Genomic DNA, 26,604 nt, shown 5'->3' with positions numbered 1-26,604 from the left:
GCACTATATATCATTACCAAACCAAATAAGCATAAAGCTAAGTAAACAAAAAATAATGGGTAGTCGAAATTTTTTGCGTAACGTTTTAAATATGAAATCATAGATTATACCTCAATTTCTTTGTATAGAAAAAAAACTCAAACAGATAGTTTGTTTGAGTTTTATAGTTACTTTTTTGTGTGAACCTCATGCAAAACGGATAATTCTTTTTCAAGAGAAGCAACAAGTTCTTTTCCTTCACTCTTCTCTATAAGTCCAAGTTTTACCGCAAAATCTATTTCACGTGATAATCCAAACATTTGTGTGTCTAAAACCTCTTCATAAAGTGGGCATTGAGGCATCATTAAGTTATCCATTTGCACTTTAATAAGCTGTGCAATCTTTTCTGCATCTTTTTTCAAAAGCTCTAAAGCCTTTTCTTGATACGAAATTTGTATATTAGTATCCATGAGGACGCCCCCATTTTTATTATTTCTAATTATTCATCTCCCTAAAGTGTATCTTTTGAATAGAAAAATTGCAAGTGTTCTCTTATCTAACTTATAGAAATAATTTAATATTCTTTAGTACTTTTCAATTTAAAGGTATACTTAAAAAGAATTAGTTAGTTTAGAGGAGGCAATTTTGTTGGAACTTATCATACCAGTTAAAGGTACAGTTAAATTTAAAATTACGTTAGACCCTACTGTTTGGATTTTCGATGACCGAAAAATCGATTTGGATGAGTTTTTTTCTGGTAATTATGAATATAAAGATGAGCTAGAAGAGTATACAAAAGTCACTTCGGCTCATTGGTCACGTGAAATTATAGAGGGATCTACAAATCCACCAACTTTACAAACCGAAAAAAAATATGAACGTACAAAAGCACTAACAAGCTCTTTCGGAATTGAGATGAAACCATTTATCCTAAATTCTGAACCTTTGCCAAACGCTACAAAAGTTATGGTAGAAACAACAGAAGGTGAACATATATTTTCTTTAGAAGATTTAGATACGCTATTATTAAAATTTAGTCATAAGGGTAAACCACTTCGTGAGGATGGCCCTGTGCATATATTGAAAAAAGATGGATCAAATATTAATACTCCGATTAAATTTGTTACAGCGTTTCGTGTAGAATAGGAGATGTTTAGATGAAAGTACAATGTGCTATTTGCGATCGAATAGATGAACTCCCAGAGGATCTTCCGCTGGCTAAGAAGCTTAGAAATCGGCCAATTCACACGTATATGTGCCCAGAGTGTCATGATCGTATCGAAGAAAGAACTAACCAACGTCTTGCAACTGGTCAGTTTATCTTCTATAAGAGCTCACCACTGATTGAAAACGAATTTTAAAGATTTAATGTCAAGAAAAAACTGGCAAAGAAAAGCCCGATCCTTGTAGGTCAAAATCTGTTTCTATCTCTTTCGAAGGGCTTTGGACAAGCATTTTGCTATGTTATTACCGTTTGGTTTTTTGAGAGGTTGGTCGTGACTGACCTCTCTTTTTCGATAATCTTATGGCGTTTTCCTGTCCGTCGCCCTTCTACAACTACTAGAAACAAATTAGTACGTTTTTGGATGACTAGAGAAAAACTAATTTCCTATTAATGGAGGTGGGAGAAAGATGACAGTCTTAATTATGCGACATCGTGTCGCAACGACTGCCTGACCCGCATCCTGCAGGCCTGAAGATGAAATTTCGTTCGCTATCTCGCTACTTTATTTAGTTTCTACTTACTATTTCTCTTTAATTCCACAAGTAGATAAGAAAATCTACTTTCTTCAATCTTCCTAAGAGAAGAATATCTAAAATTTGACAGACAGGTTTATACCAATATTTACTTTGACTACTCTTATTATCTAAGCGATAGGCTATGCTCTATCTTAAAGTGGAGTACTGGTATATTGATTGGAGTGGAAGGCGGCGAACTCCGGCGTGATGAGGGAGACAGATGAGATAGCTCATCGATGCGTGAGCGACGGTGATAGCTCATCGCTCCCCCCAGGGAAAGCGCCCGCCTCGAGCGGAAATCAGCAGTTTATCACTGAATTTTTATTAGTGTTATTTCCTTTATCAGTACTTTTCGTATCCTTTAATGTTTTTCTCCAAAAAAAAAGCTCGACTACATTTATGTAGTCGAGCTTTGTCTTTTCTCCAGTCGCATGCGTATTTTATAAATGATTAAGATTAATGCTGCCACGATTAACCCTTCCACAACCGGAAGGAAAAATGCGAGGAACGTCAACATCAAACAACCTAATAATAAGAATACGTAAATGACAATATTCTGCCTAAAACGCAATTTCTTTGCAAATCCAAGCTTGTACACAAGCACAGAAAGCAAGAAGATTAAAAGAAATAGTACATAACCAGCTATATCGTAAGTTGGCATAACCTCATAAATATATCTCGATATACTAGACATTCTACCAAATACGAATTGCTTTTCCTCCAAGGTTATTCACCCTTTCAGTTTCTATTCAGTTTCTGCATTTTTCAATTTCTTCGTTACACGTTCGCGCTCGCTCTTCTCAAGAACTTTTTTACGTAAACGGATAGATTGAGGAGTTACTTCTAAATACTCATCATCACCTAAGAACTCGATTGCTTCTTCAAGCGTTAATATACGAGGTCTTTTGATTACGTTCGTTTGGTCTTTGTTAGCTGAACGAATGTTTGTTTTTTGTTTTGCTTTTGTAATATTTACAGTGATATCAGCATCACGAGTATTTTCTCCAACGATCATACCTTCATAAATATCAGTACCTGGTTCAACGAATAAAGTACCACGGTCTTCAATACCCATCATACCGTAAGTTGTTGATTTACCTGTTTCCATAGAAACAAGCACACCTTGGTGACGTCCGCCAACACGACCTGAAACTACTGGTTGGTAGCTATCGAACGTATGGTTAATAATACCGTAACCTTTAGTTAATGACATGAATTCAGTTGTATAACCGATTAATCCACGAGCAGGGACCATAAAGATTAAACGAACTTGTCCGCTACCATTGTTGACCATATCAATCATTTCGCCTTTACGAGTACCCATAGATTCGATAATTGAACCTACACTATCTTCTGGTACATCAATTTGAACGCGTTCAACTGGTTCACATTTTTTTCCATCAATTTCACGAATAATTACTTGTGGTTTTGATACTTGTAATTCAAAACCTTCGCGACGCATATTTTCGATTAATATCGATAAATGAAGTTCTCCGCGACCTGAAACTGTCCAAGCATCAGGAGAATCAGTATCCTCAACTCGTAAAGAAACGTCTGTTTCTAATTGAGAACGTAGACGCTCTTCAATTTTACTTGAAGTAATCCATTTACCTTCACGACCTACGAAAGGTGAGTTGTTTGTTAAGAAAGTCATTTGTAATGTTGGCTCATCAATGCGTAATGGAACTAACGCTTCTTGATGAGTTGTAGGACAAACTGTTTCCCCTACGTTTATATCTTCCATACCTGAAATAGCGATTAAATCCCCAGCTTTTGCTGTTTGAATTTCTATACGTTTTAAACCGAAGAAACCAAATAATTTGGTTACACGATAATTTTTAGCAGTTCCATCAAGTTTCATCAATGAAACTTGTTGACCAACTTCAATCGTACCGCGGAATACGCGACCAATTCCGATACGACCCACATAGTCATTATAATCAAGTAATGCTACTTGGAATTGTAATGGCTCATCTGAGTTGTCAATTGGTGCTGGAATTGCTGAGACAATCATTTCGAAAAGTGGATTCATGTTTTCTTCTTGTTTAGCAGGATCTTCATCTAAAGAAGAAGTCCCGTTTACACCTGAAGCATAAACAACTGGGAATTCTAGTTGGTCTTCATCTGCACCTAATTCAATAAACAATTCTAAAACTTCATCTACTACTTCTAGTGGACGAGCTGAATCTTTATCTACTTTGTTAACTACTACGATTGGAATTAATCTTTGTTCTAACGCCTTTTTCAATACGAAACGCGTTTGAGGCATACAACCTTCATATGCATCGACAACTAGTACAACACCATCTACCATTTTCAAAATACGCTCTACTTCGCCACCGAAGTCAGCATGTCCAGGTGTATCAAGGATGTTAATACGCGTCCCGTTGTAATCTACTGCAGTGTTTTTCGCTAATATAGTAATACCGCGTTCGCGTTCTATATCACCAGAATCCATTGCTCGTTCGTCTACATGTTCATTTGAACGAAAAGTACCTGATTGTTTCAATAATTGGTCGACTAATGTCGTTTTCCCATGGTCAACGTGCGCTATAATTGCAATGTTTCTTAAATCTTGACGTATATTTGTCATATTTCCACTCCATATTCTTTTTTCGAGTCCATAACTGTGTTATTATATCACAAGTGAAACTAAAGTAATATTATTTTTTTATCATATATTTTGGAGGTAATCATTTTGGATAATATTAAATGGATTTTCGCACTATACTCCCTAGGTGCAATTTTATCAATGGCACTTATTGGGATTGCTGTTGCACTGCGGAATATACCACTTATTTTTATTTTTCTTATTCTATTATTCGTTATTATGGGATTTGGTTTCAAAACAAAGAAAAAAATGCGTGATGCAGGCATGCTTTAAATATCTCATACCATCTGGCAGGACTTATCCTGCTGGATTTTTATTTTATTTTTATATAATCCGTCAGCAATTGTTCATGTAATCCAGGTCTAGAAACGATAAAGCTATCAGCATCTAGTAATTCTAGATGTTCAAATGCTAAATTCGTAACAATTGCCCCTACCTCTTTCGCTATGACCATACCTCCTGCTATATCCCAGGGTGATAATTGCATGGACGTATAAGCATCCAATTTTCCAGTTACTACATAAGATATTTCGATTGCCGCTGATCCAAGTGATCTAGTACCTCTGACGATTTTAAGTAAGTTCACCATCCCTTCATGATGGACATATCTATTTGGTACTACCCATCTGGCGTTTATACCAATCACAGACTCCTCAACCGATGAAGCCTGTAACTTCGGCAAACGCATATCATCCAAATAAGCGCCACCGTTTAAGGCCCCACTAAGCATAGTATCCTCCATCACATTATATATATAACCAAGAATTCCTATACCATCTTTATATATCCCTAATGATATAGCAAAATTTTGTTTTTGATGAATGAAATTTGTTGTACCATCTATAGGATCTAGTAACCATACATAGCCTTTTAAATCTTTTATATCATCCCCAAATCCTTCTTCTCCAAATATACGGTGTCCTGGAAAGTCGGTTTTTATATGCTCAATAAAAAATTGTTCTGTTTCTTTATCTATATTAGTAACAAGGTCATTGGCCTCTGACTTCGATTCAATGATTAGTTCTGAAGACAAGGAAGTTTTAATGTCGAATGCTGCATTCTTTATTAATGACTTTGCGTATGTATCAAGCATGTGTATATCCAATCGTCCCACCCTTTCTCAACACTGATACCCTAAGTATAAAGAAAAAAACACTTGCTGTCTGTTCTTTAGCAGGTGTTTTTTAAGGTACTCCTATAATTGGAACTTTAATCGAGAGCATTGAGTTCCTCCAAAAGCTGGTGGATTTCAGCTAGTCGGGTTTTAGAGGCGCTTATCTCTTTAACATTATTACTCGTCAATGCATCAAATAAAGTTGCTAGCTCATAATCTAACTCCATTTTTAACGTGTGAATTTTTTCTTTTTCCATGTCTTCTTTACGAATAATATGCACTACCTGTCTCATCACAACCACCCCTTCTTATTTTATTACTCAATATCCAGAACATTCTTTATTATAAAATATGCTACCATAAAAATAATGTCTACTGAAAAATACTACTTACAAGATTTTTACCCAAATTTCCTATAAAATAAACATAGAAGTTGAAAGGAGTTTACAAATGAGCAAAACATTTTGGAGTAAAGAAGATTTTGATGTCTTTCAAATAGATGGACTTGAAAACAGAATGGCTGGATTAATCGAGAAAGTTAGACCTAAATTCGAGGAACTAGGCAATCATTATAGTCATTATTTTTCTACATTACTTGGACAAGAATATTATGCCCACGTGGCAAAGCATGCAAGACGGTCAGTTAATCCACCAAAGGATAGTTGGGTTGCCTTTGCACCTTATAAAAGAGGATATAAAGCTCTTCCTCACTTCCAAATAGGATTATGGGGTAGCCATGCTTTTATCATATTGGCAGTTATCTATGAAGCACCCGATAAAGTGGCCATTGCTGAACGGTTATTAAAGAAAAAAGGATTATTTAGCAAATTGCCTGCCGACTTTATCATTTCTGGTGATCATATGAAGCCTGAAGCATCCTTCTTAAAAAAGGAAAAGAAAGAAGGACTTGAGCAACTATTGTTGCGTTTAAAAGACGTAAAAAAAGCAGAATTTTTAGTAGGTCGTCATATCAGTAAGGAACAAGCAGTTCATCTTACCGAGGAAGAGTTTCTAAAACTTGCCGAAGAAACATTTGATTATTTAATGCCAATATATAAAACGATGATTCAAATGAAATAAACGGCCGGCATCCTCCTTTACTCATTAGGGTATAGGAGGTTTTTTCATGCCTTGATGATGGCGTTGTCCGATTGTTCTTTCATCTTTTTTATTATAGGAAAACTGACATAGCCACTTTCTTTTTCAAATTCACGAAAATAAGTTTTCTCTTCTGCAATAGAAGGTACTATTTCTTTAAATCTTCTATATCTTTTCATTAGTTCTTCTCGTTTAACACCATTTTCATATGCTTTTTCTATCGCTTCAAAAAATTGCACAACGTCTACTATTTCTTCTGTAGACCAATCCAATGAAAAAGGGTATGTGTATTCCAACTGTAACTGCCTCCTATTATTTCCACTTATTTCGTATGTCCATTGCTTGCATTTCCATCCGATTGAATAATTCCTGTACGGTAGGTATATCCTCGATTAAACCAACTGACTGGCCTGCCCAACCAAACCCTTTGTGTTCATCACCTTCATAAATAAACTGTTTATTAGCCTCACCGCTAACGTAGTCCTTAAGAGCATCATATGTTGGATTGACTTGTTCAATACTTAAAATTGTATCTGTCCAACTATTTTTAATAGCTCTAGCTGGAGCACCAATAGATTTCTTAATAACTACAGTGTCCATTTCTCCACTATTTATTAATGCATTTTGATAGGCCACGGAAGCATGGACACATTCCTTTGTAGCGATGAACCTTGTCCCCATTTCAATACCTTCTGCTCCAAGTGCGTGCGCAGCCATCCACCCTCGACCATCTGCGATCCCACCAGAAGCAATGACAGGTATAGACACAGCGTCCACTACTTGAGGGATTAATACGATAGACCCGACATCGTCTCTTCCAAGATGTCCTCCCCCTTCATGTCCTACTACCATAACTGCATCAGCACCAAGTTGCTCTGCTTTTTGAGCTTGTCGTTTAGCGGCAACTAACACTAACTTTTTAATCGAGGTATTTGCCAGTTTGTCTAATATTGGAGCAGGGTTCCCTCCAGTCATCGATATTACTGGAACTTCTTCATCAATAGCCACTTGTAGCATATGTTCATAGGGTCTACCCGTTTGCCCAATTGCAAAGTTTACACCAAAAGGTTTGTCTGTGAGCTTTCTTACTTTATGTATTTCCTCTCTTAGCTGCTCTGGTGTTTTTAAGCTCATTGCTGTAACCTGTCCTAAGCCTCCAGCGTTTGAGACTGCTACACATAAATCAGCGTAGGCTAAATAAGCAAGCCCCCCTTGAATAATCGGGAACTTTATACCTAATAATTCTGTAACTCTTGTTTGAAAAGCCATTTCTCATTCCCCCCTTATAAGAATAGTGTAATGAAATTAATATGATGATACAAATTACAATTATTCTTATAGTATTTATGAACATGAGATGCTATAATTTCTTTTGTTTTTAAAAAAATTTAAACTAAAGGTGGTTGGAACGTTGTCACAATTAGAAACTCCTTTATTCGATGCATTACTGAAGCATCGTAATCGTCATCCAATCCAATTTCATATCCCAGGGCATAAAAAAGGAAAAGGGATGGATCCTGCGTTTCGAGAGTTCGTTGGAGATAATATACTTTCTATAGATTTGATCAATATCGCACCTTTAGATGATTTACATTCCCCTAAAGGTGTCATTAAACAAGCACAGCAATTGGCAGCAGAAGCGTTCGGAGCCGATGAAACTTTTTTCTCTGTTCAAGGGACAAGTGGCGCAATTATGACGATGATTCTTACAATTTGCGGACCTGGGGATAAAATTCTCGTTCCACGAAATGTTCATAAATCGATTATGTCTGCTATTGTGTTTGCAGGGGCAATTCCTGTTTTTATACATCCAGAGGTAGATAAAGAATTAGGAATCTCTCATGGTATTTCCGTAGAGTCAGTGGAGAAAGCCTTAGAGGCTCATCCCGATGCAAAAGGCTTATTAGTTATTAATCCTACTTATTTTGGGTTAGCTGCAGATTTGAAAAGAATTGTAGAGCTATCTCACGAAAAAGGAATTCCTGTTGTAGTCGACGAGGCACACGGTGTTCATATTCATTTCCATGATTCACTTCCTGTTTCTGCCATGCAAGCTGGTGCTGATATGGCAGCAACCTCTGTCCACAAATTAGGCGGATCAATGACCCAAAGCTCTATTCTTAATGTAAGAGAAGGTTTAGTATCCAGTAAGCGAGTTCAATCAATTCTGTCCATGTTAACGACAACTTCTACTTCCTATCCATTACTCGCATCATTAGATACGGCGAGACGCCAATTAGCTATTCACGGCGAGGATTTAATCGGAGAGGCCATTCGACTTGCAAAAGATACACGTAAACGTATTAATGCTATTCCACATATCCGCTGTGTAGGTGAAGAAATTTTACAAACATCTGCTACGTATGATTTTGATCCAACGAAGCTATTAATTAGTGTTAAAAATTTAGGAATGACAGGCTATGACGCAGAAATCTGGTTAAGAGAAAAAGCAAATATAGAAGTAGAGCTTTCCGACTTATATAATATTCTTTGTCTGATCACACTTGGGGATACGAAAAAAGAAGTTAATATCCTCGTTAATGCTCTTTCGAGAATGGTAGCTGCTCATGAATCTGATGCAGTTATCGTAGAACCATCTGTTACACTGCCAGATATCCCAGGACTCGCTATGTCCCCTAGAGATGCTTTTTACGCAACGTCAGAATCTGTTCCACTAAAAGAAGCAAGTGGTCGTATTTCAGCAGAGTTCGTAATGGTTTATCCACCTGGAATACCAATTTTTATTCCCGGGGAAATAATTACGCAAGGTAATATCGATTATATTACGATGAATGTCGAAGCAGGGCTACCTGTACAAGGTCCTGAAGACGACACCCTTGAGATGATTCACGTCATTAAAGAACATCAAGCCATATTTTAAAATGATAAAAAGGAACTCCCAAAGGGGTTCCTTTTCCTATTTTGGCATTTAAGTTATTATACACTCTAAAAAGTTAGATTAATAGTGCAAACAATGGGCAAACGAATGAACCAAATATGGCACTTAACGTCATGGATACAGAACCCATTGTCAACGTTTCCTCGCCGTATTCAGCTAGCTTGGAAACTCCAATACCATGGGAAGCACTTCCCACTGATAATCCTCGACTGATCGCTTGATCAATGTGGAAAACCTTAAAGATAACCGGCCCAAAAATAGCTCCTACAAGTCCTGCAAAAATAACGAAAACAGCTGTTAATGTTGGGATACCACCTATTGCTTCACTTATCGGGATAGCAACTGGTGACGTAATCGATTTCGGTAATAGGGATAATAATATATGATCATCAAAAGACAATAATTTAGAGAATATAGTGATACTTATTAAACCCGAAAAAAGAGCAGTCAAAACACTCAAGATAATTGGAGTTTTATATTTGAAGATTTTCTCTCGGTGCATATACAGAGGATAGGCCATACTGACAACGGCTGGTCCTAATAACTCATTTATCCACTTTCCACCAGACATATAAGTATCATAAGGTATTCTACTAAGAACTAAAATAATCACAAGCAATACCGTGGTAGAAAAAATAGGAATTAATAACGGGTATGTAAATCTCTTATATATAAAAGTCATAGCATAAAAGAGCACAATTGTTCCGATTATCATAAATAATGCAATCATTCAATCTGCTCCTTTTCTAATAGTTTTCTTTCGAGATACTGACAAAATTTACCTGTAATTATAATAGTTAAAGTAGTACTAATGATAATAGATAATACCATACCTAAGCCAACCCATGATAGGAACTCTGGATAGTCCATAATTCCAACAGTAGCCGGGATAAAAAACAATGCAAGAAAGGTCAATAAAAATCCAGCCCCATCTTTTATAAGTTGACCAGGTATTATTTTAAAATATAAGCAACCAAACAGTAATAATAACCCAATTATACTTCCCGGAAATTGAAAGGAGAGAATTTGAACGATCCAAGATCCGATCAAAGAGAAAAGATATAAAATAAATACTTGAAGCACAATCCGAATAATTTTAAGCATATTTTCGCTTTATAATACTTTCCATAAAGCTTACACCTCCGAGAAACTCATATATAGGAAATAATTTTACATTTAATAAGAGATACTGTCTATTTTATAAAAAACACTTTTGAGTTATCCAAATATGCCTAGATTATTGAATTCCTTTAATCGTTTTTGGATCAATTAAATCATATCCTTTTGCACGTAGACCCTCTACAATACCTTGTAAACCCTCTGCAGTCCACTCACGATCGTGCATTAATAAATTTGCGCCATCTGTTAAATATTCAGTATTCACCATAATGTCAGTCAAACTTTCAGCATCACGATATTGTTTTTCCCAATCATATCCATATGTCCAATTCATTAATAGCATTCCTTCTTGTTGAACAATAGACTTACTAAAGTCGGTATTAACTCCAAAAGGCGCACGGAAGAAGTGAGGTTTTTCACCAATTACTTGTTCAACAGTTTCATTCACTTTTAAAATTTCTTCCTTTTGCTGTTCTTCAGAAGTTTCTTTTAAATTGACATGCGTTTGAGTGTGATTTCCGATAGAAAATCCCATATCGTATATCGCCTTTAAGTTAGCTTTTTCTTCATCAGTATCTAAAAAATGGCCATTCACGAAAAAGATCGCTGGTGCATTTAACTCTTTCAACGTTTTTGCCATTTCTACTGCATATTTTTCGGGTGCATCATCAATTGTCAGTAATACTGCTTTAGGATTAGCATCTTCTATTGGCAGAAATGTCCAGTTTGCCTCGTTTAATTGGTATAGTGCTTCAGGTTCCATAATAGCAACCTCCTCCTCCACTACCTCATCCACTTCTTCAACTACAGGTACTTGAGATACCGGGGTTGTCTCTTCCTTTTCTTTTTCTACTTCAGGATTTTCATCTACTACGCCACAAGCAGAAAGTGCAAGTAACATTGCTGTTGGTATCATCCAAGTTGTAAATTTCAATCTATTCACCTGTCCCTTCCTCTATATTTTAACAGGTGAAAGAGATTGATAGTAGAGTAGATTCTTACTACTTTTTATAATGGAAAAAATAGCCTATTCCAACTAGATTAGTCATTTTTCCAACTAAACTGACTAAAATTCTAACTAACTCAAATAAACACTCTAATTTCCGTTATTAAACATTCCATTTTCAATTCTTTTGTAGGAAAATTCATATAAAGTGTCTTGCATATCAAAAAAAGACTTGTCGCAGAAGCGAACAAGTCTTTATTAATCCCCAAGAGGAGAAATTATTTAGATAGAATATGAATTGGATGACCCATAACTACTTCTGCAGCTTCCATAGAAATTTCACCTAATGTAGGGTGAGCATGTATAGTCATTGCAATGTCTTCTACAGTCATTCCTGCCTCAATTGCCAATCCAAGTTCAGAGATCATATCTGAAGCTCCTTGACCTACGATTTGAGCTCCAAGCAATAACCCGTCTTCTTTACGTGAAACTAGTTTTACGAAACCATCAGTAGCATTTAAAGCTAGTGCACGACCATTTGCTCCAAACGGGAATTTCCCAGCAGCAACGTCATATCCTTGTTCTTTTGCTTGTGGTTCGTTAAGACCAACTGTAGCCATCTCTGGATCAGTAAAGCAAACAGCAGGAATCGCTAAGTAATCCACAACAGATGTTTGACCAGCAATTGCTTCTGCAGCTACTTTTCCTTCGTAAGATGCTTTATGAGCAAGTTGAGGACCAGCAACAATATCACCAATAGCATAAATATTAGAAATACTTGTACGACACTGTTTGTCTACTTCTAATAATCCACGCTCAGCAAATTTAAGACCGATTTCTTCTAGACCCATTTCATCCGTATTCGGACGACGACCTACTGTAACTAAAACATAATCAGCTTCAACTTTTTTCTCTTCTCCGCCAACTTCATACGTTACTACTACGCCAGTATCTGACTCTTCTACACCTTTAGCAGATGCTTTAACAGCTATTTCAACGCCTTTTTTCTTCAAGCCTTTTTTAACAATTGTTGTCATTTGTTTTTCGAAGCCAGCTAGAATATCATCGCCACCTTCAACAATCGTAACTTTTGAACCTAAGTTAGCAAATGCAGATCCTAGTTCAGTACCAATATATCCTCCACCAATTACAACTAAGTTCTTTGGAATTTCCGGTAAACTTAATGCACTAGTAGAGTTTAAGACACGTTTAGTGTATTTAAAAGTTGGAATTTCTACAGGACGAGATCCTGTTGCAATGATTGCATTTTTAAATGTATATGTTTGCGCAGATTTTTCATCCATTACACGAACAGTATTAGCATCAACGAAATAAGCTTCGCCCATAACGACTTCTACATTGTTTCCTTTTAATAATCCGGAAACACCGCTAGTTAGTTTTTTAACTACACTGTCTTTGAAAGCTTGTGATTTAGAAAAATCAATTGTTACATCTGTAGCCGTAATTCCCATATCATCAGCATGTTTTGCTTGTTCAAAACGGTGACCAACAGAGATTAATGCTTTAGAAGGAATACATCCTACATTTAAGCAAACTCCTCCGATATGTTCTTTTTCCACAACTACGACTTTTTGTCCTGTTTGTGCTGCTCGAATTGCTGCAACATATCCACCAGGGCCTGACCCTATTACAAGTGTATCTGTTTCGATTGGGAAATCTCCTACTACCATTTTTTACGCCTCCATTAATAATAGTTCTGGACTGCTAAGCAAACGTTTCATATGATTCAACGCATGTTGTGCAGTCGCACCATCAATCATTCGATGATCAAAGCTCAATGATAATGCTAACACAGGTGCCGCCACAATTTCACTATTTTTTATTACTGGTTTCTCTGAAATTCGACCAATTCCTAAAATAGCAACCTCAGGGTGATTGATGACTGGAGTGAACCATTGTCCACCCGCCGAGCCAATATTCGTAATAGAACAAGATGCACCTTTCATTTCGGCAGCAGCAAGTTTACCATCACGAGCTTTTCCAGCTAGTGTATTAATTTCATCTGAGATAGCAAAAATAGATTTACGATCAGCATTTTTGATAACAGGTACTAATAATCCTTTTTCCGTATCTGCTGCGATACCTATATTGAAGTAATGTTTTTGGATTACCTCATTTGTATCATCATCATAAGATGTGTTTAGCGCTGGGAATTCTCTTAATGTACTTACTAAAGCCTTCACTACATAAGGTAAATAGGTTAACTTGATATTTTTTTCAGCTGCAATTTCTTTGAACTTTTTACGGTGTGCAACAAGTTCAGTTACATCTACTTCATCCATCAATGTAACATGTGGAGCTGTATGTTTGGAATGTACCATTGCTTTGGCAATTGCTTTACGCATAGGTGAAAGTTTTTCTCTAGTTTCAGGGAATTCTCCTTCCAATGAAACTGGAGCTGATGGTTTAGCAGCTTGCTCAACTTCTACATCAGAAGTTGTTTCAACTTTTTCTTCCACTGCTGAAGGTTGATCTCCAGATAAGAAAGCTTCGATATCTTCTTTTAGAATACGACCATTTTTGCCTGAACCAGTAACTTCTGCAATACTTACTTCATTTTCACGTGCAAACTTGCGGACAGAAGGCATTGCTATTACGCGTGTATCACCTTTTGGTTGTTCTTTAGGTGCAGTGGTAGAGTCTTCTGTAGAATTTACTTTTTTGTCAGGACTCTCTACTTTTTCTTTGGCAACTGCTTGGCCATCTTCTGCAGTTGCTTGAACTTGTGACTCTGTCTTTTCTTCTGCTTTTTCCTCATCATTATGATCGCCTTTAAATTTAAGGTCTTCATAACCAGGTGCATCAAGCTTAATAAGTATATCTCCAACAATGGCTACTGTTCCTTCACTTACAAGAACTTCTGTAACTTTCCCTTTTACAGGGGAAGGTATTTCGACAACTGCTTTATCATTTTGTATTTCACATAAAATATCGTCTTCTTGTACCTCATCGCCTACTTTTACAAACCACTTAACAATTTCACCTTCATGTATACCCTCACCGATATCTGGTAACCGAAATTCAAATGACAATGTATTCACCCTTTCTATAGGAGATTTTATATTAGAATGTTAAAACTTTTTTAGCTGTATTTACTATATCCTTAGAATTTGGTAACCAAACTGTTTCTGCTTGAGAAAACGGGAAAACAGTATCTGGAGCAGTTACACGTAATACAGGAGCTTCTAAACTTAAAATTGCACGCTCAGTAATTTCTGCTACGATGTTCGCTGCGATACCAGCTTGTTTTTGTGCTTCTTGCACAACCATTGCACGATTCGTTTTTTCTACTGAAGCAATAATAGTTTCAATATCTAACGGTTGTACTGTACGTAAATCGATTACTTCTACAGAATGCCCTTCTTTTTCAAGTTCTTCTGCAGCTTTCAAACTTTCATGGACCATCGCGCCATATGCAATAATTGTTAAATCTTTACCTTCACGTTTTACATCCGCTTTACCAAGAGGAATTGTATATTCTTCTTCAGGTACTTCACCACGGAATGAACGATATAATTTCATATGCTCCAGGAAAATTACTGGATCATTATCACGAATCGCTGAGATTAAAAGTCCTTTTGCATCATACGGAGTAGAAGGAATCACCACTTTTATGCCAGGTGTTGAAGTCATAAGAAGCTCTAAACTATCAGCGTGCATTTCTGGTGTATGTACCCCTCCACCGAATGGAGAACGAATAGTTACAGGTGCATTAAATGCCCCACCTGTACGGAAACGCATACGAGCTAGCTGACCAGCTATCGAATCCATTACTTCAAAAACGAATCCAAAGAATTGAATCTCTGGAACTGGACGGAACCCTTGTAGAGAAAGACCTACCGCAAGACCGCCAATACCTGATTCTGCAAGTGGAGTATCAAACACACGATCTTCTCCGAATTCTTTTTGTAATCCTTCTGTTGCACGGAAAACACCGCCGTTAACGCCTACGTCTTCACCGAAAACTAGAACGTTTTCATCATTTTTAAGCTCAGTACGGAGTGCGTCCGTAATTGCTTGAATCATCGTCATTTGTGCCATCGGTTACTTCGACTCCTTCTCTGTATAGTAAGCTAATTGCTCATCTAAGTTATATGGATTTTCTTCATACATTATATTGATCAGATCTGTTACTTTTTGTTTTGGCGCTGCGTCTGCTTTTTTAACTGCTTCTTTTATTTCTTCTTTAGCTTTTTCAATTACTTCTGCTTCTTTTTCTTCATTCCAAATACCTTTTGTTTCTAAGTATTTTCGGAAACGAACTATCGGATCTTTCTTTTCCCATTCAGAATCAGTTTCTGAAGTACGGTAACGAGTCGGGTCATCTCCTGCCATCGTGTGAGGACCGTAACGGTAACATACAGTTTCGATTAAACTTGGACCATCACCTTTAATCGCACGTTCTCTAGCGTCTTTCGTAGCCGCATAAACAGCAAGTGGATCCATGCCATCTACTAGAACACTCGGAATACCAGCTGCAATACCTTTTTGAGCTATTGTTTTCGCAGCCGTTTGTAATTCACGAGGTGTAGAAATTGCAAATTGATTGTTCTGAACGATAAACACTGCAGGTACGCGGAAAGCTCCAGCAAAGTTAATCCCTTCATAGAAGTCCCCTTGAGATGATCCACCGTCACCAGTATAAGAGATTGCAATCGATTTTTTACCACGTTTTTGCATACCAAGAGCTACTCCAGCTGCTTGGATAAATTGGGCACCTATAATAATTTGAGGTGGGAAAACATTTACACCTTCAGGAATTTGGTTCCCCATAAAATGCCCACGTGAGAATAGAAATGCTTGCCATAATGGTAAGCCATGCCAAACAATTTGAGGTACATCACGATAACCAGGTAAGATAAAATCTTCTTTTTCTAATGCAAACTGAGATGCTAATTGAGAAGCTTCTTGACCTGCTGTTGGCGCATAAAAGCCTAAACGTCCTTGTCTGTTTAAAGAAATTGAACGTTGATCTAAAATACGTGTATAAACCATACGACTCATCAACTCTACTAATTCCTCATCTGATAAGTTTGGATTTGCCTGTTCGTTCACAATTTCCCCATCTTCGTTTAAAATCTGAAACATTTCAAATTTTTCTTCAATTTCGTGAAGCGTTTTCATAGGGTCTAACTGCGCTGGATTGTTTGCAGCCATTATTACATCTCTCCTTTTCTTCTGTATTAAATTTTCAATTAAATATAGTAGTACAACAACATTTCCTACTTAGTATACTCAAGAATAAATCCGTGGTCAATCATATGAAATATAAGATTTTAGTTATCTGAACATTAAATTATCCCAAAACTGTATCATTCATAAATTATGTCTGTACTATATCAGATTGCTATAATTATATAAAAAAGCAGCTCTGCGTATAATTCGCATCCGAATTAACAGTAGAAAAAGCAAGAGAAAATGCACAAGTTATTATACCTGGGCATTTTCTCTTGTCCTATCCTTTATTCCGCAAACGCGCCATTTAATGGACTAACGTAACTCGGTTTTTAAACAACATTATTATCACTTTTCAAAAACCTTTATAATAGATATATAAATCCAACCAAAATTAATGTATCCATTCTACAAAACGTGATTTATCAGAGAGTTGGGACACATTTCTAAATCCTTGACCATACATTTAATCTTCTACATTTCTTTCCTGTTCCACCTGAATGTCCGCACTAAAGATTGACCTTGGAGCAACACCAGTAATCCAGCTCTTATCTGTCCTAACTTGAAATTCCCATTGATCATCAAATCTAGGATATGTCAATAATAGGGTTATAGAATCAGCTTGATACCTCTTTTTCAATTCCTGTTCTAGTTGAATTTTTGAATAAGATAATATGCCGAAAAAAATGGCTATTATCAACAGACTACTCAATATGACAATTTTACCCCTTTTGTAAATAAGAGCAATTATCATTGAAATCGGCAGAAGAAAAAAAACAAAATGATTATCAGTAATGAAATAGAAATCAAACTCTGCTTGTGAAAAGGGAAAAAGAAATGCCACCCCATTTCCGATGAAATCAATGTAAATATGACTGAGTACAGAGATTGAGCAGGCTAACCAGAGAATCCATAACGTTACTTTCTTAAAATACAGTCTAGCGATCATGGCAATCAAAATGCCGAAAATGGGTACAGCCCAAAGTGAATGCCCATATAAATCTCCAAAAAACTTCGTTATATCTGGAGCAATAGCAGCAAATCCACCAACACTGAAAGCAAAAATCCGTTTCATCTTGGATACAAAGTCCTTGTTCAAAACAATATAAAATAAGCTGGCACCAAACAAAAAATGTATGACAGTATGAATGACATATCCCATCTCCACCACATCCTATAGACGTTATCCTCATTGTAAAAATCAATTCAGACAAGTGTTATTTGACAATCTGGCCCGATTCTTGCACAACCTCGTTCCGTTAATGCTCACAATTCTTTAAATAACTCGTTCACAAACGTTGGATTTCATTTTGAGTACCGACGCTTAGAAATAATCAAACTAACAACAACCCCTATAAGAGACGCTACTACAACTTTCATAAGAAAATTATTAAAAAGTCCATCAACTAAATATCCTTTCACCTTTTGAAATAAGGTCGCTCCTGGAACCCAATCAATAACTTTTCCAATTCCTAATATGGCAGGTAAACTTATCAATACGTAAGTAAAAACAAAAGTGATCAAAAACGCCTTTAAGTTCATTAACTACCACCCCAAACTCTATATTTATTAGATTTCAGAACAAAAAAGCAATAGACTTTGTTGAACTAAATGGTCCGATTGCGATATAAACGCAATCGCACCCTATTGCTGGGAGTCGTTGTATTATTTCAACCTGACTCATACCCAATTATTTTGGAAGTATTTAATCACTTGTTTTAATTTGATACGAAGAAACTAATACATTATCAACAAAGACTTTACAGTGGATACTAAAAAATCCTCCTAGAGTCACTTTTATGCTCTTTGATTCATTTCCTTTATTCCTAATACTTCCATTTAAAGTCCCTCTAAATGCTAAGCCTAAATTTTCATCTTGCAATTTTCCATCTACATACAACTTCTCGCCTGTAAACCATCTATTCTCAACTTGTATTCGCTGACCGTCATATATAGCTTCAAATACCTTCTTCATTCCGTCACTCCTTTATCAGTCTTTGTCCGTTCATATAAAAATTGCTTATTCTACGATTACATCCAATAACTATATTACTTTGCTTTGTTTACCTTAATTTATATACGGATGAATGCCCTATAGGTTTCATTCAATTAAATGGCCCGATTGTTGAATAAGCCGTCTTCTTATATCTCTATTTTGGCACAAAATAATTTATCCCCTTCAATGTTTTCAGTTATTTCTAAAACTTATTTCAACCTCCAATTACCAAACTTATTAGCAGTGCAATTAGCAGAGGCACATAAATTTATGTGCTGTTGTTAATTAGTTTACCAATTGTATTGTTATTTTCTACTGATAATTGCCTTTAACATTGATGTAACAATAAAAATGGAGATACAATTCAAGTGTGAATTGTATCTCCATTTGCTATACTTTTTAACGTTTTCTCCCCGTGTACCGAACCCGATACTCTGCGTAGAGCCGCTTTTTTTATTTTCCTTCTTTCTGTAATGAAGTTAAAACTTCTTCCTTTACTTCATTTACCCTTGCAGTCGCATCATTAAAACTTTGGACAGATTGTTGAACTAATTCATTATGTACATTTACTTTCTGAACTTGTTCCTGTATTGCAGTAACATCTGCGGATTCATCCACTAACATATTATATAAATCTTGTTGCATGATAGCCAACTCATTATAGTTAATCGTCACATCTTCATACGCTGTAATACGCTCTTCCAAAGCCGATTCCATTTGTTTGAGACTTTCTTTTTCGGACGCTTCTTTTGTTTCTGAAATAACTGCATTAATTTGTTTGATACTATCCGAAGTTGCGCGTAAAGAAGCTGCTTCCTTTTCTACTAACGCTAACCTAGTTTCCAATAGAATTGCAGTATCTTCTACCATTGTAGTTAGTTCTTCATTTTGATCCTTCGTCAATTCCATCATTTGTTGAAAGTTTGCTTGTTCTTGTGATTCTGTTTCGGCTAACTCTTTCTGTACATCTCTATAATCGGCTTCCAGATCATAAATTTCTGTTAAGATGTTTGATAGCTTTACTTCTGTCGTTTCTCCAAAATTACAGCCAGCAAGTACTAAAATACTACTGAAGATGAGTAGGTATTTGCTTATTTTCATCATGTAACCCCCTATACCAATTCAACTATAATTGTATTAACTAATAATTTCAACTGACAAAATGGCTTTTTTTTATTTTGTAAATGGTCAAATTTCGCTATAATAGATATATGAACATTGAAAGGACGATTAAAATGATTTTAATGAATGACATTGTCAGAGATGGCCATCCATCTTTACGAAAAAGAACCGAGGAAATGACCTTCCCATTATCAGAAGAGGATTTAACTTTAGCAAACGATCTACAAGAATATGTTATTAACAGTCAAGAAGATGAACTGATTGAAAAATATAAAATCCGACCAGGAATTGGAATTGCTGCTCCACAGGTAAATGCGAACAAAAGAATGTTCGCACTTCATTTAGAAGATGAAAACAATGAAGAAGTAAGTTTCGTAGCAGTTAATCCAAAAATAATTAGTCACTCTGTGGAAAAAACCTATATCTCCGCTGGAGAGGGTTGTTTATCTGTAGATGAAGTAATAGAAGGATATGTACCAAGACACGCACGTATAACTGCAACAGGCTTTTATCCAGATGGAACTTCTTTCAAAAAACGTTTAAAGGGATTAGCAGCTATTGCTTTCCAACATGAGCTAGATCATCTAAATGGTATCATGTTTTATGATCATATAAATAAAGATAATCCATACGAGCCTATCCCGAATTCGATTGCATATGATCGAGCTTAAGTTTTTACATAAAACGCCAGTCCTACACGATAAGTGTAAGAATGGCGTTTTGTTTTATGATTTGATATGGGATATTGCTATTTGCCACTCTGATCTTGCGATTCGGAGTATCGAACTTGCGATTTGAGCTGGGCATATTGCGATTCCACACTCTGAACTTGCGACTTGGAGTGTCGAACTTGCGATTTGAGGCTCTGAATTTGCGATTCGTGCTAAATTCCTTATTGTTTTAAATCTATTAGTCGTGGCATGGCAGATAACGCGCCTGGCTTAGTTGCGCATATAGCACCTAGTTTATTGCCAAAAGCGATATAACGAGTCCATGCTTCTTTAGACGTTGGTTGACCCTCCAAATAAATTTTAGAAAGAATACCTGCGACAAAAGCATCACCTGCTCCAGTTGTATCAATTGGCGTTACTTTTTCTACAGGAACATGTACCTCCTCCCCATTAATCACTGCATGAGTACCTTCAGCACCGATTGTAATAAGTAATGCCTCGATATTGTACTGCTGTAATTGAGCGATTCCATCTTCTATAGTCGTCTTTTTCGTTAAAAAGAATAACTCTTCCTCGGTAAGCTTCAATATATCGACAAACTCAAAAAAGGAAGAGATCGTTTCTCTGCAAGTTTCTTCACTTTTCCAACGTAACGGTCTGATATTAGCATCAAAGGATATTAGGACATTCGACTTTTTCATATTTTGTACCAATTTTCTAGTAGTAGCAAGAGCAGTAGGATGAAAGAGAGTTCCAGAACAAAAATGAAATACAGAGGTCTGAAGAATAGCATCACTATTAATAGAGGAAAAGTCTACTTGGATGTCTGGTGTCGCATCTACATAACGTTCGAAATGACGTTCATTGTTTGCCAAAAGATGTACATAAACACCGCTCACCTCTTTTTCAGTCATTATTTGTGAAAAGGATAAATTTACTCCTTCGGCAATTAATTCATTTCTAACAAATTCAGAGGTTTCATTTTCTCCAGTTACAGTTATAAACGAGGATGCCGCTCCTAGACGAGCAACACCAGCAGCTACATTAACGGTAGCCCCACCTAAATATTTTGAAAAACGACTATTGCTCTGATCCTCCGCGATATAATCGACAAATGCATCCCCATAAATAAGGACAAACTTTTTGGACATCTAGTAAACTCCTTTAGATTAAACTTAATTTTTTCATTGCGTTGGTTAATCCGCTTTCTGATACATGATTTGTAACAAAGGTAGCGTGTTCTTTTAACTCTTCGACACAGTTCCCCATAGCGACACTTGTCCCGGCGAATTGAAGCATCTCTATGTCATTTAAACCGTCTCCAAAAGCAATCGCATCTTCGGGTCCTCTTCCAATATGCTTCAGCAATAGATCCATCCCATTAGCTTTTGAAATACCTTTTGGAAGGACATCACAGGAAGCACGATGCCAACGGACGAATTTCAAATTTGGAAAAGCTTGTTCATATTCTTTTTGCTCTTCCAAGCTGCAAAAGATTAGCGCTTGATGAATATCATTCGTTAAAAAGAAATCTTCTGCGAAACGTGGAAATTTTATTTTCAATGTAGAAATGCTATCAAATATATCTTGGTGATCCGGGAAATTAGAAACCATCTCATCACTATCCATATAAACTAATGGTTGCTTTCTTTCATTTGCAAAATTCGTTAAATTTTTCAACTCTTCCTTCGCAAGAATTCCCTTATGCAGTATTTTTCCTTGAAACTGTACAATTTGCCCATTATAGCAAATGAAGGAATCTATTTTTAATCGATCTAATACAGATTGAGCAGTAAAAGGAGAGCGTCCAGTGGAAATGACAATTTCATGTCCGTTATCTCTAGCTTTTTGGAGCGAGTCTTCTACCCCATCTGGAATATTTTTATCGTTATCTAAGATTGTTCCATCAATATCAAAAAATAAAATTTTGTTTTTCATAAAAATTCTCCATTCTACGATATAAATTATTTGACTTTTCTGTCTTAATCCTTTACACATTTCTCTCTATCGTATATAATACTCTATAAGGAGTGAATAGCCATGTTGAAACGCCTGAAAAGGAAATTGTTGAGACGGCTCGGTGGAATGCTTAGAAACAAAACTGTCGCCTGAAATACTTTTGCCCTCTTAAAATGGAGGGCTTTTCTTTATTTTAAATAAGTGTCATGATAATATAAAGAGAATTGATTTATTTTGAACGTGAAAAAGGAGAGTATAAAATGATTTTTAAAGTTTATTACCAGGAGAATGCACTAGAAGTACCAGTTCGCGAAAACACACAAGTTTTATATGTAGAGGCTGAGAATGAGCGCGAAGTTCGAGCGCTTTTAATAGACCGCAAATACAATATCGAATTAATTCAGCTGCTTGAAGGTAATCATTTAGATTATGAACAAGCAAGCGAGAATTATAAAGTAGAGAAGATTTAACAGATGAAATTTGTAAAAAATGACCAAACTGCAGTTTTCGCCCTCGGCGGACTAGGCGAAATCGGCAAAAACACATATGGCGTTCAATTCCAAGATGAAATTATTTTAATTGATGCTGGTATTAAGTTTCCAGAGGATGACTTACTCGGTATAGATTATGTAATTCCGGATTACACTTATTTAGTAAAAAATGTGGACAAGATTAAAGGTTTATTTATCACTCATGGTCATGAAGATCATATCGGTGGTATTCCTTATCTATTAAAACAAATAAATGTACCGGTTTACGGTGGAAAGCTTGCACTTGGTTTATTGCGAAATAAATTAGAAGAGCATGGCTTACTACGTCAAACAAAAATGATCGTTATTCAAGAGGAAGATATTATAAAATTCAGAAAAACTTCTGTAAGTTTCTATCGTACAACTCATAGTATTCCAGATGCTTTTGGAATTGTTGTAAAAACACCACCAGGTAATATTGTACATACAGGCGATTTTAAGTTTGACTTTACCCCTGTGGGTGAACCAGCTAACTTAACGAAGATGGCAGAGATCGGTAAAGATGGAGTTCTCTGCTTATTATCTGATAGTACAAATGCCGAAATTCCTAACTTTACTATGTCTGAGCGTAAGGTTGGAGAAAGCATGGATACTATTTTCCGTAAAGTTGACGGTCGTATTATTTTCGCTACTTTTGCATCTAATATTCATAGACTTCAACAAGTAACCGATGCAGCTGTTCTTCATGGTCGTAAAATTGCTGTATTTGGTCGAAGCATGGATAATGCTATGACAATCGGTCGTGAACTTGGCTATATTACTGCTCCAAAAGAAACGTTTGTGGATACAAGTGCATTGAATCGATTACCAGCAAATGAAGTACTTATCCTTTGTACAGGTAGTCAAGGGGAACCAATGGCAGCATTATCACGAATTGCCAACGGTACACACCGACAAATTCAAATTCAACCTGGAGATACTGTCGTATTTTCTTCTTCTCCTATTCCTGGAAATAGAGCAAGCGTCAATCGTACGATTAACCTTCTATTCCGTGCTGGAGCAGAAGTAATCCACGGTTCATTAAATAATATCCATACTTCTGGTCATGGTTCACAAGAAGAGAATAAACTTATGCTTCGCCTTATGAAGCCAAAATTCTTTATGCCTATTCACGGAGAATACCGTATGTTAAAAATTCATACAGAGTTAGCCGTCGACTGTGATGTAGATCCAAATAATACATTTATTATGGAAAACGGAGAAGTACTTGCGTTAAGTGCCAATGAAGCACATATTGCTGGTCGAATCCCTTCAGGTGATATTTATATTGACGGAAGTGGAATCGGAGATGTCGGTAATATTGTTCTTCGTGATCGCCGTGTGTTGTCAGAAGAAGGTTTAGTTATTGTTGTTGTAAGTGCTGATATGGAGAAGAAAAAAATTGTATCAGGTCCTGATATTATTTCTCGTGGATTCGTCTATATGCGCGAATCAGGAACAATGATTAATGAGGCCCAACAAATGTTGAACAAGCATTTACGGTACACGATTCAAGGTACTGACACAGATTGGTCCGAATTGAAAAATGAGATTACAGATGTTCTAAGTCCATATTTATATGAAAAGACGAAACGACGTCCAATGATACTTCCAATCATTATGGAAGTGTAAATAAATAACCCAAAAATACCCTTCCACTCTCACCTGAGTTGAAGGGTATTTCTTTTTCAAATTAATTCTATTGAACAATATAAAGTAGTTACGATAATACTTTCTTTTCAAAACGAATAATATCCACATCTGCTCCAATTATAATTAGAACATCATTAAATACTAGTTTTTCATCCGCTGGTGGAGAAACAATGATATTATTGCCACGTTTGACTGCTACAATATTGATGCCATATTGTGCTCGGATATCTAAGTCAATAAGCGATTTACTTGCTATCTTCTCATTCACCCTTATTTCCATAATAGAATGTTCATCTGACAGCTCAAGGTAGTCTAATACATTATTGGATAAAATATTGTTAGCGATTCGGATACCCATATCTCGTTCAGGATGTACAACCTGATCTGCTCCGATCTTTCTTAGTACTTTTTCATGGTAGTCATTTTGTGCTTTCACAGTGATTTTTTTAACACCAATCTCTTTTAGCATTAAGGTTGTCAAAATACTCGATTGAATATTATCTCCAATAGCAACAATCACATGTTCAAAATTTCGAATACCTAGTGATTTCAGCACAGCTTCATCTGTTGTATCAGCAACTACTGCTTGCGTTGCGATAGCGGCAAACTCATCCACTCGCTCAGATGATATATCAATTGCCATAACATCCGCACCTTTGTCAATAAGCTCTCTAACAATACTACCGCCGAATCTCCCTAAACCAATTACAACAAATTCCTTGTGCATTTTAATGCCCCCTACATATCTAATAGATTAAGTTTACCACATCCATTCTGTATATAGTCACCAGACCATTTAGATATTATTTGTTTTCATTTATCAGCATAAGTAGTCTTTTTTCAAGCATCATCATTCCTTTTTCTCCCGATTGTATATGACGTAATAATCCCTTTTTATCAAACAAATAAAAAGAAGGAACCACTCGATTTTGAAATTGAGTTGTCACGAATAATTCATGGTCTAAATAAATAGAGTCTTCCATCCTTTCCTTTTGAATTGCATCATGAATAAGCTTCTCATTTATGTCTGCTTTAGATCTTGGCATATGAATGCCTATACGAGAAAAGTTTTTTCCATATTTTTCTTTCCACTGTTTGATGTAATTATATGCTCCTCCACATAATGGACAGCTTACTGACCAAAAGTAAACGAGAACTGGCTTTTCCCCTATTAATTTTTCATTATTTATATGTCCATTTATCCAATTGGAGTCCGTTGGAAATGGTGGTATTTGAGTACGTAACTTCACTACCTATATCCCTTCTTTCTTTCAGCATTCATTAGTATATGCGCTCTACCAAAATTACGTATATTCGACTGTCTAAAAAAATTTTGAATTTTATCAAATAAGTTGTTAAAGTAAACTTTAAGTTGTGTTAAAATAAACTTTGCTTGAAAAATATGCTGTTTTATTTCCAAAGGAGCTACAAAATATGCAAATTGGAAAAAAAATAAAAAGGTTACGCTTAGAAAAAGGTCTTACTCAAGAAGAATTAGGCGAAAGAACAGACTTAAGCAAGGGATTTATCTCTCAATTAGAAAGAGATATAAACTCCCCTTCTATTGAAACACTATTTTCGATTCTCAATGTTCTCGGCTCCAAGCCAAAGGATTTTTTTGATGATGAGCAATCTCGCACGAAAGTTGTTTTCTCTCAAGAAGAACAGAAAGTTTTTATGGATGAAGAAAAAAAGTACAAGCTCCACTGGCTAATTTCAGAATCCAATGAAAATGAAATGGAACCAGTGATCATTTCACTCGATATTGGGGGACAATTTAAACAGTTCGAGCCTTCTCTTTCCGAGACTTTCATATATGTGCTTCAAGGAAAAGTGACCCTCACTTTAGGGAAGCAAACTTATGTTGCAACTGCCGGTGAATCCCTTTATTTTGAAGCTTTTGATCATCATCTTCTACAAAATGCAGCAGCAGAAATTGCAAAGGTCATTTACGTCGTGACTAATTCTTATTTGTAAGCATTAAAATATAAC

The 26,604-nt window shown here is 36.1% G+C and carries 31 protein-coding genes; 9 read left to right on the top strand and 22 right to left on the bottom strand.

Features of this window, described 5'->3' with window-relative positions:
- Window positions 1-167 precede the first annotated feature (167 nt).
- The gene (locus tag LDK52_RS17885) at window positions 168-449 is read right to left on the bottom strand and encodes an Fpa/YlaN family protein (protein WP_277587281.1); all 282 of its coding nucleotides are present in this window, start codon (window positions 447-449) and stop codon (window positions 168-170) included.
- Window positions 450-627: 178 nt separating this feature from the next.
- Between LDK52_RS17885 and LDK52_RS17880 the strand changes: the two genes are divergently transcribed.
- Entirely contained in the window at window positions 628-1,125 is a 498-nt protein-coding gene (locus LDK52_RS17880; RefSeq protein ID WP_277587280.1) for a peptidyl-prolyl cis-trans isomerase, read from the top strand.
- Between the two features lie 11 nt (window positions 1,126-1,136).
- Window positions 1,137-1,340, top strand: coding sequence for a YlaI family protein (locus tag LDK52_RS17875; RefSeq protein ID WP_277587279.1), 204 nt, complete (start codon window positions 1,137-1,139; stop codon window positions 1,338-1,340).
- A 776-nt stretch (window positions 1,341-2,116) separates the two neighbouring features.
- Here LDK52_RS17875 and LDK52_RS17870 read toward each other — a convergent pair.
- Together LDK52_RS17870 and typA are read right to left on the bottom strand one after the other, a co-directional pair.
- The gene (locus LDK52_RS17870) at window positions 2,117-2,443 is read right to left on the bottom strand and encodes a YlaH-like family protein (protein ID WP_277587278.1); all 327 of its coding nucleotides are present in this window, start codon (window positions 2,441-2,443) and stop codon (window positions 2,117-2,119) included.
- A 21-nt stretch (window positions 2,444-2,464) separates the two neighbouring features.
- Window positions 2,465-4,312: a translational GTPase TypA gene (gene typA, locus LDK52_RS17865; protein ID WP_277587277.1), complete on the bottom strand. Its 1,848-nt coding sequence runs from the start codon at window positions 4,310-4,312 to the stop codon at window positions 2,465-2,467.
- Window positions 4,313-4,417: 105 nt separating this feature from the next.
- Between typA and LDK52_RS17860 the strand changes: the two genes are divergently transcribed.
- Window positions 4,418-4,603, top strand: a complete 186-nt coding sequence (locus tag LDK52_RS17860) for a YlaF family protein (protein ID WP_277587276.1) — start codon at window positions 4,418-4,420, stop codon at window positions 4,601-4,603.
- A gap of 40 nt (window positions 4,604-4,643) precedes the next feature.
- Here LDK52_RS17860 and LDK52_RS17855 read toward each other — a convergent pair whose 3' ends face one another.
- Together LDK52_RS17855 and LDK52_RS17850 are read right to left on the bottom strand one after the other, a co-directional pair.
- Complete coding sequence (locus LDK52_RS17855) at window positions 4,644-5,435, bottom strand: inositol monophosphatase family protein (RefSeq protein ID WP_277587275.1); 792 nt, start codon at window positions 5,433-5,435, stop codon at window positions 4,644-4,646.
- Window positions 5,436-5,539: 104 nt separating this feature from the next.
- A complete protein-coding gene (locus LDK52_RS17850; protein WP_277587274.1) occupies window positions 5,540-5,737 on the bottom strand; it encodes a hypothetical protein in 198 nt (65 codons plus the stop codon).
- Window positions 5,738-5,894: 157 nt separating this feature from the next.
- Between LDK52_RS17850 and LDK52_RS17845 the strand changes: the two genes are divergently transcribed.
- Complete coding sequence (locus LDK52_RS17845) at window positions 5,895-6,524, top strand: YktB family protein (RefSeq protein WP_277587273.1); 630 nt, start codon at window positions 5,895-5,897, stop codon at window positions 6,522-6,524.
- A 44-nt stretch (window positions 6,525-6,568) separates the two neighbouring features.
- Here LDK52_RS17845 and LDK52_RS17840 read toward each other — a convergent pair whose 3' ends face one another.
- Window positions 6,569-6,838 carry a UPF0223 family protein gene (locus LDK52_RS17840; RefSeq protein ID WP_277587272.1) on the bottom strand — a complete coding sequence of 90 codons (270 nt, stop codon included), beginning with the start codon at window positions 6,836-6,838 and terminating at the stop codon, window positions 6,569-6,571.
- 16 nt (window positions 6,839-6,854) lie between these two features.
- Window positions 6,855-7,811, bottom strand: a complete 957-nt coding sequence (locus LDK52_RS17835) for an NAD(P)H-dependent flavin oxidoreductase (RefSeq protein WP_277587271.1) — start codon at window positions 7,809-7,811, stop codon at window positions 6,855-6,857.
- Window positions 7,812-7,953: 142 nt separating this feature from the next.
- On the opposite strand from LDK52_RS17835, the gene LDK52_RS17830 reads away from it, so the two are divergent.
- Complete coding sequence (locus LDK52_RS17830) at window positions 7,954-9,423, top strand: aminotransferase class I/II-fold pyridoxal phosphate-dependent enzyme (RefSeq protein WP_277587270.1); 1,470 nt, start codon at window positions 7,954-7,956, stop codon at window positions 9,421-9,423.
- A gap of 73 nt (window positions 9,424-9,496) precedes the next feature.
- On the opposite strand, the gene LDK52_RS17825 is transcribed toward LDK52_RS17830, so the two are convergent.
- From LDK52_RS17825 to LDK52_RS17775, 11 genes are all read right to left on the bottom strand, one after another.
- Entirely contained in the window at window positions 9,497-10,171 is a 675-nt protein-coding gene (locus tag LDK52_RS17825; protein ID WP_277587269.1) for an LrgB family protein, read from the bottom strand.
- Window positions 10,168-10,545: a CidA/LrgA family protein gene (locus LDK52_RS17820; RefSeq protein WP_277587268.1), complete on the bottom strand. Its 378-nt coding sequence runs from the start codon at window positions 10,543-10,545 to the stop codon at window positions 10,168-10,170. Before LDK52_RS17820 ends, LDK52_RS17825 begins: the two co-directional genes overlap by 4 nt.
- A gap of 133 nt (window positions 10,546-10,678) precedes the next feature.
- Window positions 10,679-11,494, bottom strand: coding sequence for a polysaccharide deacetylase family protein (locus LDK52_RS17815; RefSeq protein WP_277587282.1), 816 nt, complete (start codon window positions 11,492-11,494; stop codon window positions 10,679-10,681).
- A gap of 290 nt (window positions 11,495-11,784) precedes the next feature.
- Window positions 11,785-13,197 (bottom strand): dihydrolipoyl dehydrogenase, encoded by a 1,413-nt coding sequence (gene lpdA, locus LDK52_RS17810; RefSeq protein WP_277587267.1) that lies wholly within the window; start codon window positions 13,195-13,197, stop codon window positions 11,785-11,787.
- A gap of 3 nt (window positions 13,198-13,200) precedes the next feature.
- On the bottom strand, window positions 13,201-14,559 hold the full coding sequence (locus LDK52_RS17805; protein WP_277587266.1) for a dihydrolipoamide acetyltransferase family protein: 1,359 nt from the start codon (window positions 14,557-14,559) through the stop codon (window positions 13,201-13,203).
- A 31-nt stretch (window positions 14,560-14,590) separates the two neighbouring features.
- Window positions 14,591-15,568 (bottom strand): alpha-ketoacid dehydrogenase subunit beta, encoded by a 978-nt coding sequence (locus LDK52_RS17800; RefSeq protein ID WP_277587265.1) that lies wholly within the window; start codon window positions 15,566-15,568, stop codon window positions 14,591-14,593.
- A gap of 3 nt (window positions 15,569-15,571) precedes the next feature.
- Window positions 15,572-16,684 carry a pyruvate dehydrogenase (acetyl-transferring) E1 component subunit alpha gene (gene pdhA / locus LDK52_RS17795; RefSeq protein ID WP_277587264.1) on the bottom strand — a complete coding sequence of 371 codons (1,113 nt, stop codon included), beginning with the start codon at window positions 16,682-16,684 and terminating at the stop codon, window positions 15,572-15,574.
- Window positions 16,685-17,168: 484 nt separating this feature from the next.
- Window positions 17,169-17,864: a metal-dependent hydrolase gene (locus tag LDK52_RS17790; RefSeq protein WP_277587263.1), complete on the bottom strand. Its 696-nt coding sequence runs from the start codon at window positions 17,862-17,864 to the stop codon at window positions 17,169-17,171.
- Window positions 17,865-18,007: 143 nt separating this feature from the next.
- The gene (locus LDK52_RS17785; RefSeq protein WP_277587262.1) at window positions 18,008-18,244 is read right to left on the bottom strand and encodes a hypothetical protein; all 237 of its coding nucleotides are present in this window, start codon (window positions 18,242-18,244) and stop codon (window positions 18,008-18,010) included.
- A gap of 163 nt (window positions 18,245-18,407) precedes the next feature.
- Window positions 18,408-18,677, bottom strand: a complete 270-nt coding sequence (locus LDK52_RS17780; protein ID WP_277587261.1) for a hypothetical protein — start codon at window positions 18,675-18,677, stop codon at window positions 18,408-18,410.
- A 474-nt stretch (window positions 18,678-19,151) separates the two neighbouring features.
- Window positions 19,152-19,799: a YkyA family protein gene (locus LDK52_RS17775; RefSeq protein ID WP_277587260.1), complete on the bottom strand. Its 648-nt coding sequence runs from the start codon at window positions 19,797-19,799 to the stop codon at window positions 19,152-19,154.
- A 134-nt stretch (window positions 19,800-19,933) separates the two neighbouring features.
- Here LDK52_RS17775 and def point away from each other — a divergent pair, with 134 nt between their 5' ends.
- On the top strand, window positions 19,934-20,491 hold the full coding sequence (gene def / locus LDK52_RS17770; RefSeq protein ID WP_277587259.1) for a peptide deformylase: 558 nt from the start codon (window positions 19,934-19,936) through the stop codon (window positions 20,489-20,491).
- A gap of 221 nt (window positions 20,492-20,712) precedes the next feature.
- Here def and LDK52_RS17765 read toward each other — a convergent pair whose 3' ends face one another.
- On the bottom strand, window positions 20,713-21,642 hold the full coding sequence (locus tag LDK52_RS17765) for a carbohydrate kinase family protein (protein ID WP_277587258.1): 930 nt from the start codon (window positions 21,640-21,642) through the stop codon (window positions 20,713-20,715).
- A gap of 13 nt (window positions 21,643-21,655) precedes the next feature.
- Window positions 21,656-22,429 (bottom strand): Cof-type HAD-IIB family hydrolase, encoded by a 774-nt coding sequence (locus LDK52_RS17760; RefSeq protein ID WP_277587257.1) that lies wholly within the window; start codon window positions 22,427-22,429, stop codon window positions 21,656-21,658.
- A 281-nt stretch (window positions 22,430-22,710) separates the two neighbouring features.
- Here LDK52_RS17760 and LDK52_RS17755 point away from each other — a divergent pair, with 281 nt between their 5' ends.
- Complete coding sequence (locus LDK52_RS17755) at window positions 22,711-22,920, top strand: DNA-dependent RNA polymerase subunit epsilon (protein WP_277587256.1); 210 nt, start codon at window positions 22,711-22,713, stop codon at window positions 22,918-22,920.
- Between the two features lie 3 nt (window positions 22,921-22,923).
- Window positions 22,924-24,591 carry a ribonuclease J1 gene (rnjA, locus tag LDK52_RS17750; RefSeq protein WP_277587255.1) on the top strand — a complete coding sequence of 556 codons (1,668 nt, stop codon included), beginning with the start codon at window positions 22,924-22,926 and terminating at the stop codon, window positions 24,589-24,591.
- An 88-nt stretch (window positions 24,592-24,679) separates the two neighbouring features.
- Here the strand turns inward: rnjA and LDK52_RS17745 are convergent, their stop codons facing one another.
- Together LDK52_RS17745 and LDK52_RS17740 are read right to left on the bottom strand one after the other, a co-directional pair.
- On the bottom strand, window positions 24,680-25,339 hold the full coding sequence (locus tag LDK52_RS17745) for a potassium channel family protein (protein ID WP_277587254.1): 660 nt from the start codon (window positions 25,337-25,339) through the stop codon (window positions 24,680-24,682).
- A gap of 76 nt (window positions 25,340-25,415) precedes the next feature.
- Window positions 25,416-25,862: a TlpA family protein disulfide reductase gene (locus tag LDK52_RS17740; protein ID WP_277587253.1), complete on the bottom strand. Its 447-nt coding sequence runs from the start codon at window positions 25,860-25,862 to the stop codon at window positions 25,416-25,418.
- Between the two features lie 184 nt (window positions 25,863-26,046).
- On the opposite strand from LDK52_RS17740, the gene LDK52_RS17735 reads away from it, so the two are divergent.
- Window positions 26,047-26,589, top strand: a complete 543-nt coding sequence (locus LDK52_RS17735; protein ID WP_277587252.1) for a helix-turn-helix domain-containing protein — start codon at window positions 26,047-26,049, stop codon at window positions 26,587-26,589.
- Window positions 26,590-26,604: the final 15 nt, after the last annotated feature.

Source organism: Psychrobacillus antarcticus (assembly GCF_029533155.1).
Lineage (GTDB): Bacteria > Bacillota > Bacilli > Bacillales_A > Planococcaceae > Psychrobacillus > Psychrobacillus antarcticus.
The sequence above is the reverse complement of the archived record's forward strand: the minus strand, read 5'-3'. Positions and strand labels throughout refer to the sequence as shown.

Coding starts and splice junctions, on each gene's coding strand:
- LDK52_RS17885 (WP_277587281.1), bottom strand. CDS start 449: ATGGATACTAATATACAAATTTCGTATCAAGAAAAGGCTTTAGAGCTT.
- LDK52_RS17875 (WP_277587279.1), top strand. CDS start 1,137: ATGAAAGTACAATGTGCTATTTGCGATCGAATAGATGAACTCCCAGAG.
- typA (WP_277587277.1), bottom strand. CDS start 4,312: ATGACAAATATACGTCAAGATTTAAGAAACATTGCAATTATAGCGCAC.
- LDK52_RS17850 (WP_277587274.1), bottom strand. CDS start 5,737: ATGAGACAGGTAGTGCATATTATTCGTAAAGAAGACATGGAAAAAGAA.
- LDK52_RS17845 (WP_277587273.1), top strand. CDS start 5,895: ATGAGCAAAACATTTTGGAGTAAAGAAGATTTTGATGTCTTTCAAATA.
- LDK52_RS17835 (WP_277587271.1), bottom strand. CDS start 7,811: ATGGCTTTTCAAACAAGAGTTACAGAATTATTAGGTATAAAGTTCCCG.
- LDK52_RS17825 (WP_277587269.1), bottom strand. CDS start 10,171: ATGATTGCATTATTTATGATAATCGGAACAATTGTGCTCTTTTATGCT.
- LDK52_RS17820 (WP_277587268.1), bottom strand. CDS start 10,545: ATGCTTAAAATTATTCGGATTGTGCTTCAAGTATTTATTTTATATCTT.
- lpdA (WP_277587267.1), bottom strand. CDS start 13,197: ATGGTAGTAGGAGATTTCCCAATCGAAACAGATACACTTGTAATAGGG.
- LDK52_RS17800 (WP_277587265.1), bottom strand. CDS start 15,568: ATGGCACAAATGACGATGATTCAAGCAATTACGGACGCACTCCGTACT.
- pdhA (WP_277587264.1), bottom strand. CDS start 16,684: ATGGCTGCAAACAATCCAGCGCAGTTAGACCCTATGAAAACGCTTCAC.
- LDK52_RS17790 (WP_277587263.1), bottom strand. CDS start 17,864: ATGGGATATGTCATTCATACTGTCATACATTTTTTGTTTGGTGCCAGC.
- LDK52_RS17785 (WP_277587262.1), bottom strand. CDS start 18,244: ATGAACTTAAAGGCGTTTTTGATCACTTTTGTTTTTACTTACGTATTG.
- LDK52_RS17780 (WP_277587261.1), bottom strand. CDS start 18,677: ATGAAGAAGGTATTTGAAGCTATATATGACGGTCAGCGAATACAAGTT.
- LDK52_RS17775 (WP_277587260.1), bottom strand. CDS start 19,799: ATGAAAATAAGCAAATACCTACTCATCTTCAGTAGTATTTTAGTACTT.
- def (WP_277587259.1), top strand. CDS start 19,934: ATGATTTTAATGAATGACATTGTCAGAGATGGCCATCCATCTTTACGA.
- LDK52_RS17765 (WP_277587258.1), bottom strand. CDS start 21,642: ATGTCCAAAAAGTTTGTCCTTATTTATGGGGATGCATTTGTCGATTAT.
- LDK52_RS17760 (WP_277587257.1), bottom strand. CDS start 22,429: ATGAAAAACAAAATTTTATTTTTTGATATTGATGGAACAATCTTAGAT.
- LDK52_RS17755 (WP_277587256.1), top strand. CDS start 22,711: ATGATTTTTAAAGTTTATTACCAGGAGAATGCACTAGAAGTACCAGTT.
- rnjA (WP_277587255.1), top strand. CDS start 22,924: ATGAAATTTGTAAAAAATGACCAAACTGCAGTTTTCGCCCTCGGCGGA.
- LDK52_RS17745 (WP_277587254.1), bottom strand. CDS start 25,339: ATGCACAAGGAATTTGTTGTAATTGGTTTAGGGAGATTCGGCGGTAGT.
- LDK52_RS17735 (WP_277587252.1), top strand. CDS start 26,047: ATGCAAATTGGAAAAAAAATAAAAAGGTTACGCTTAGAAAAAGGTCTT.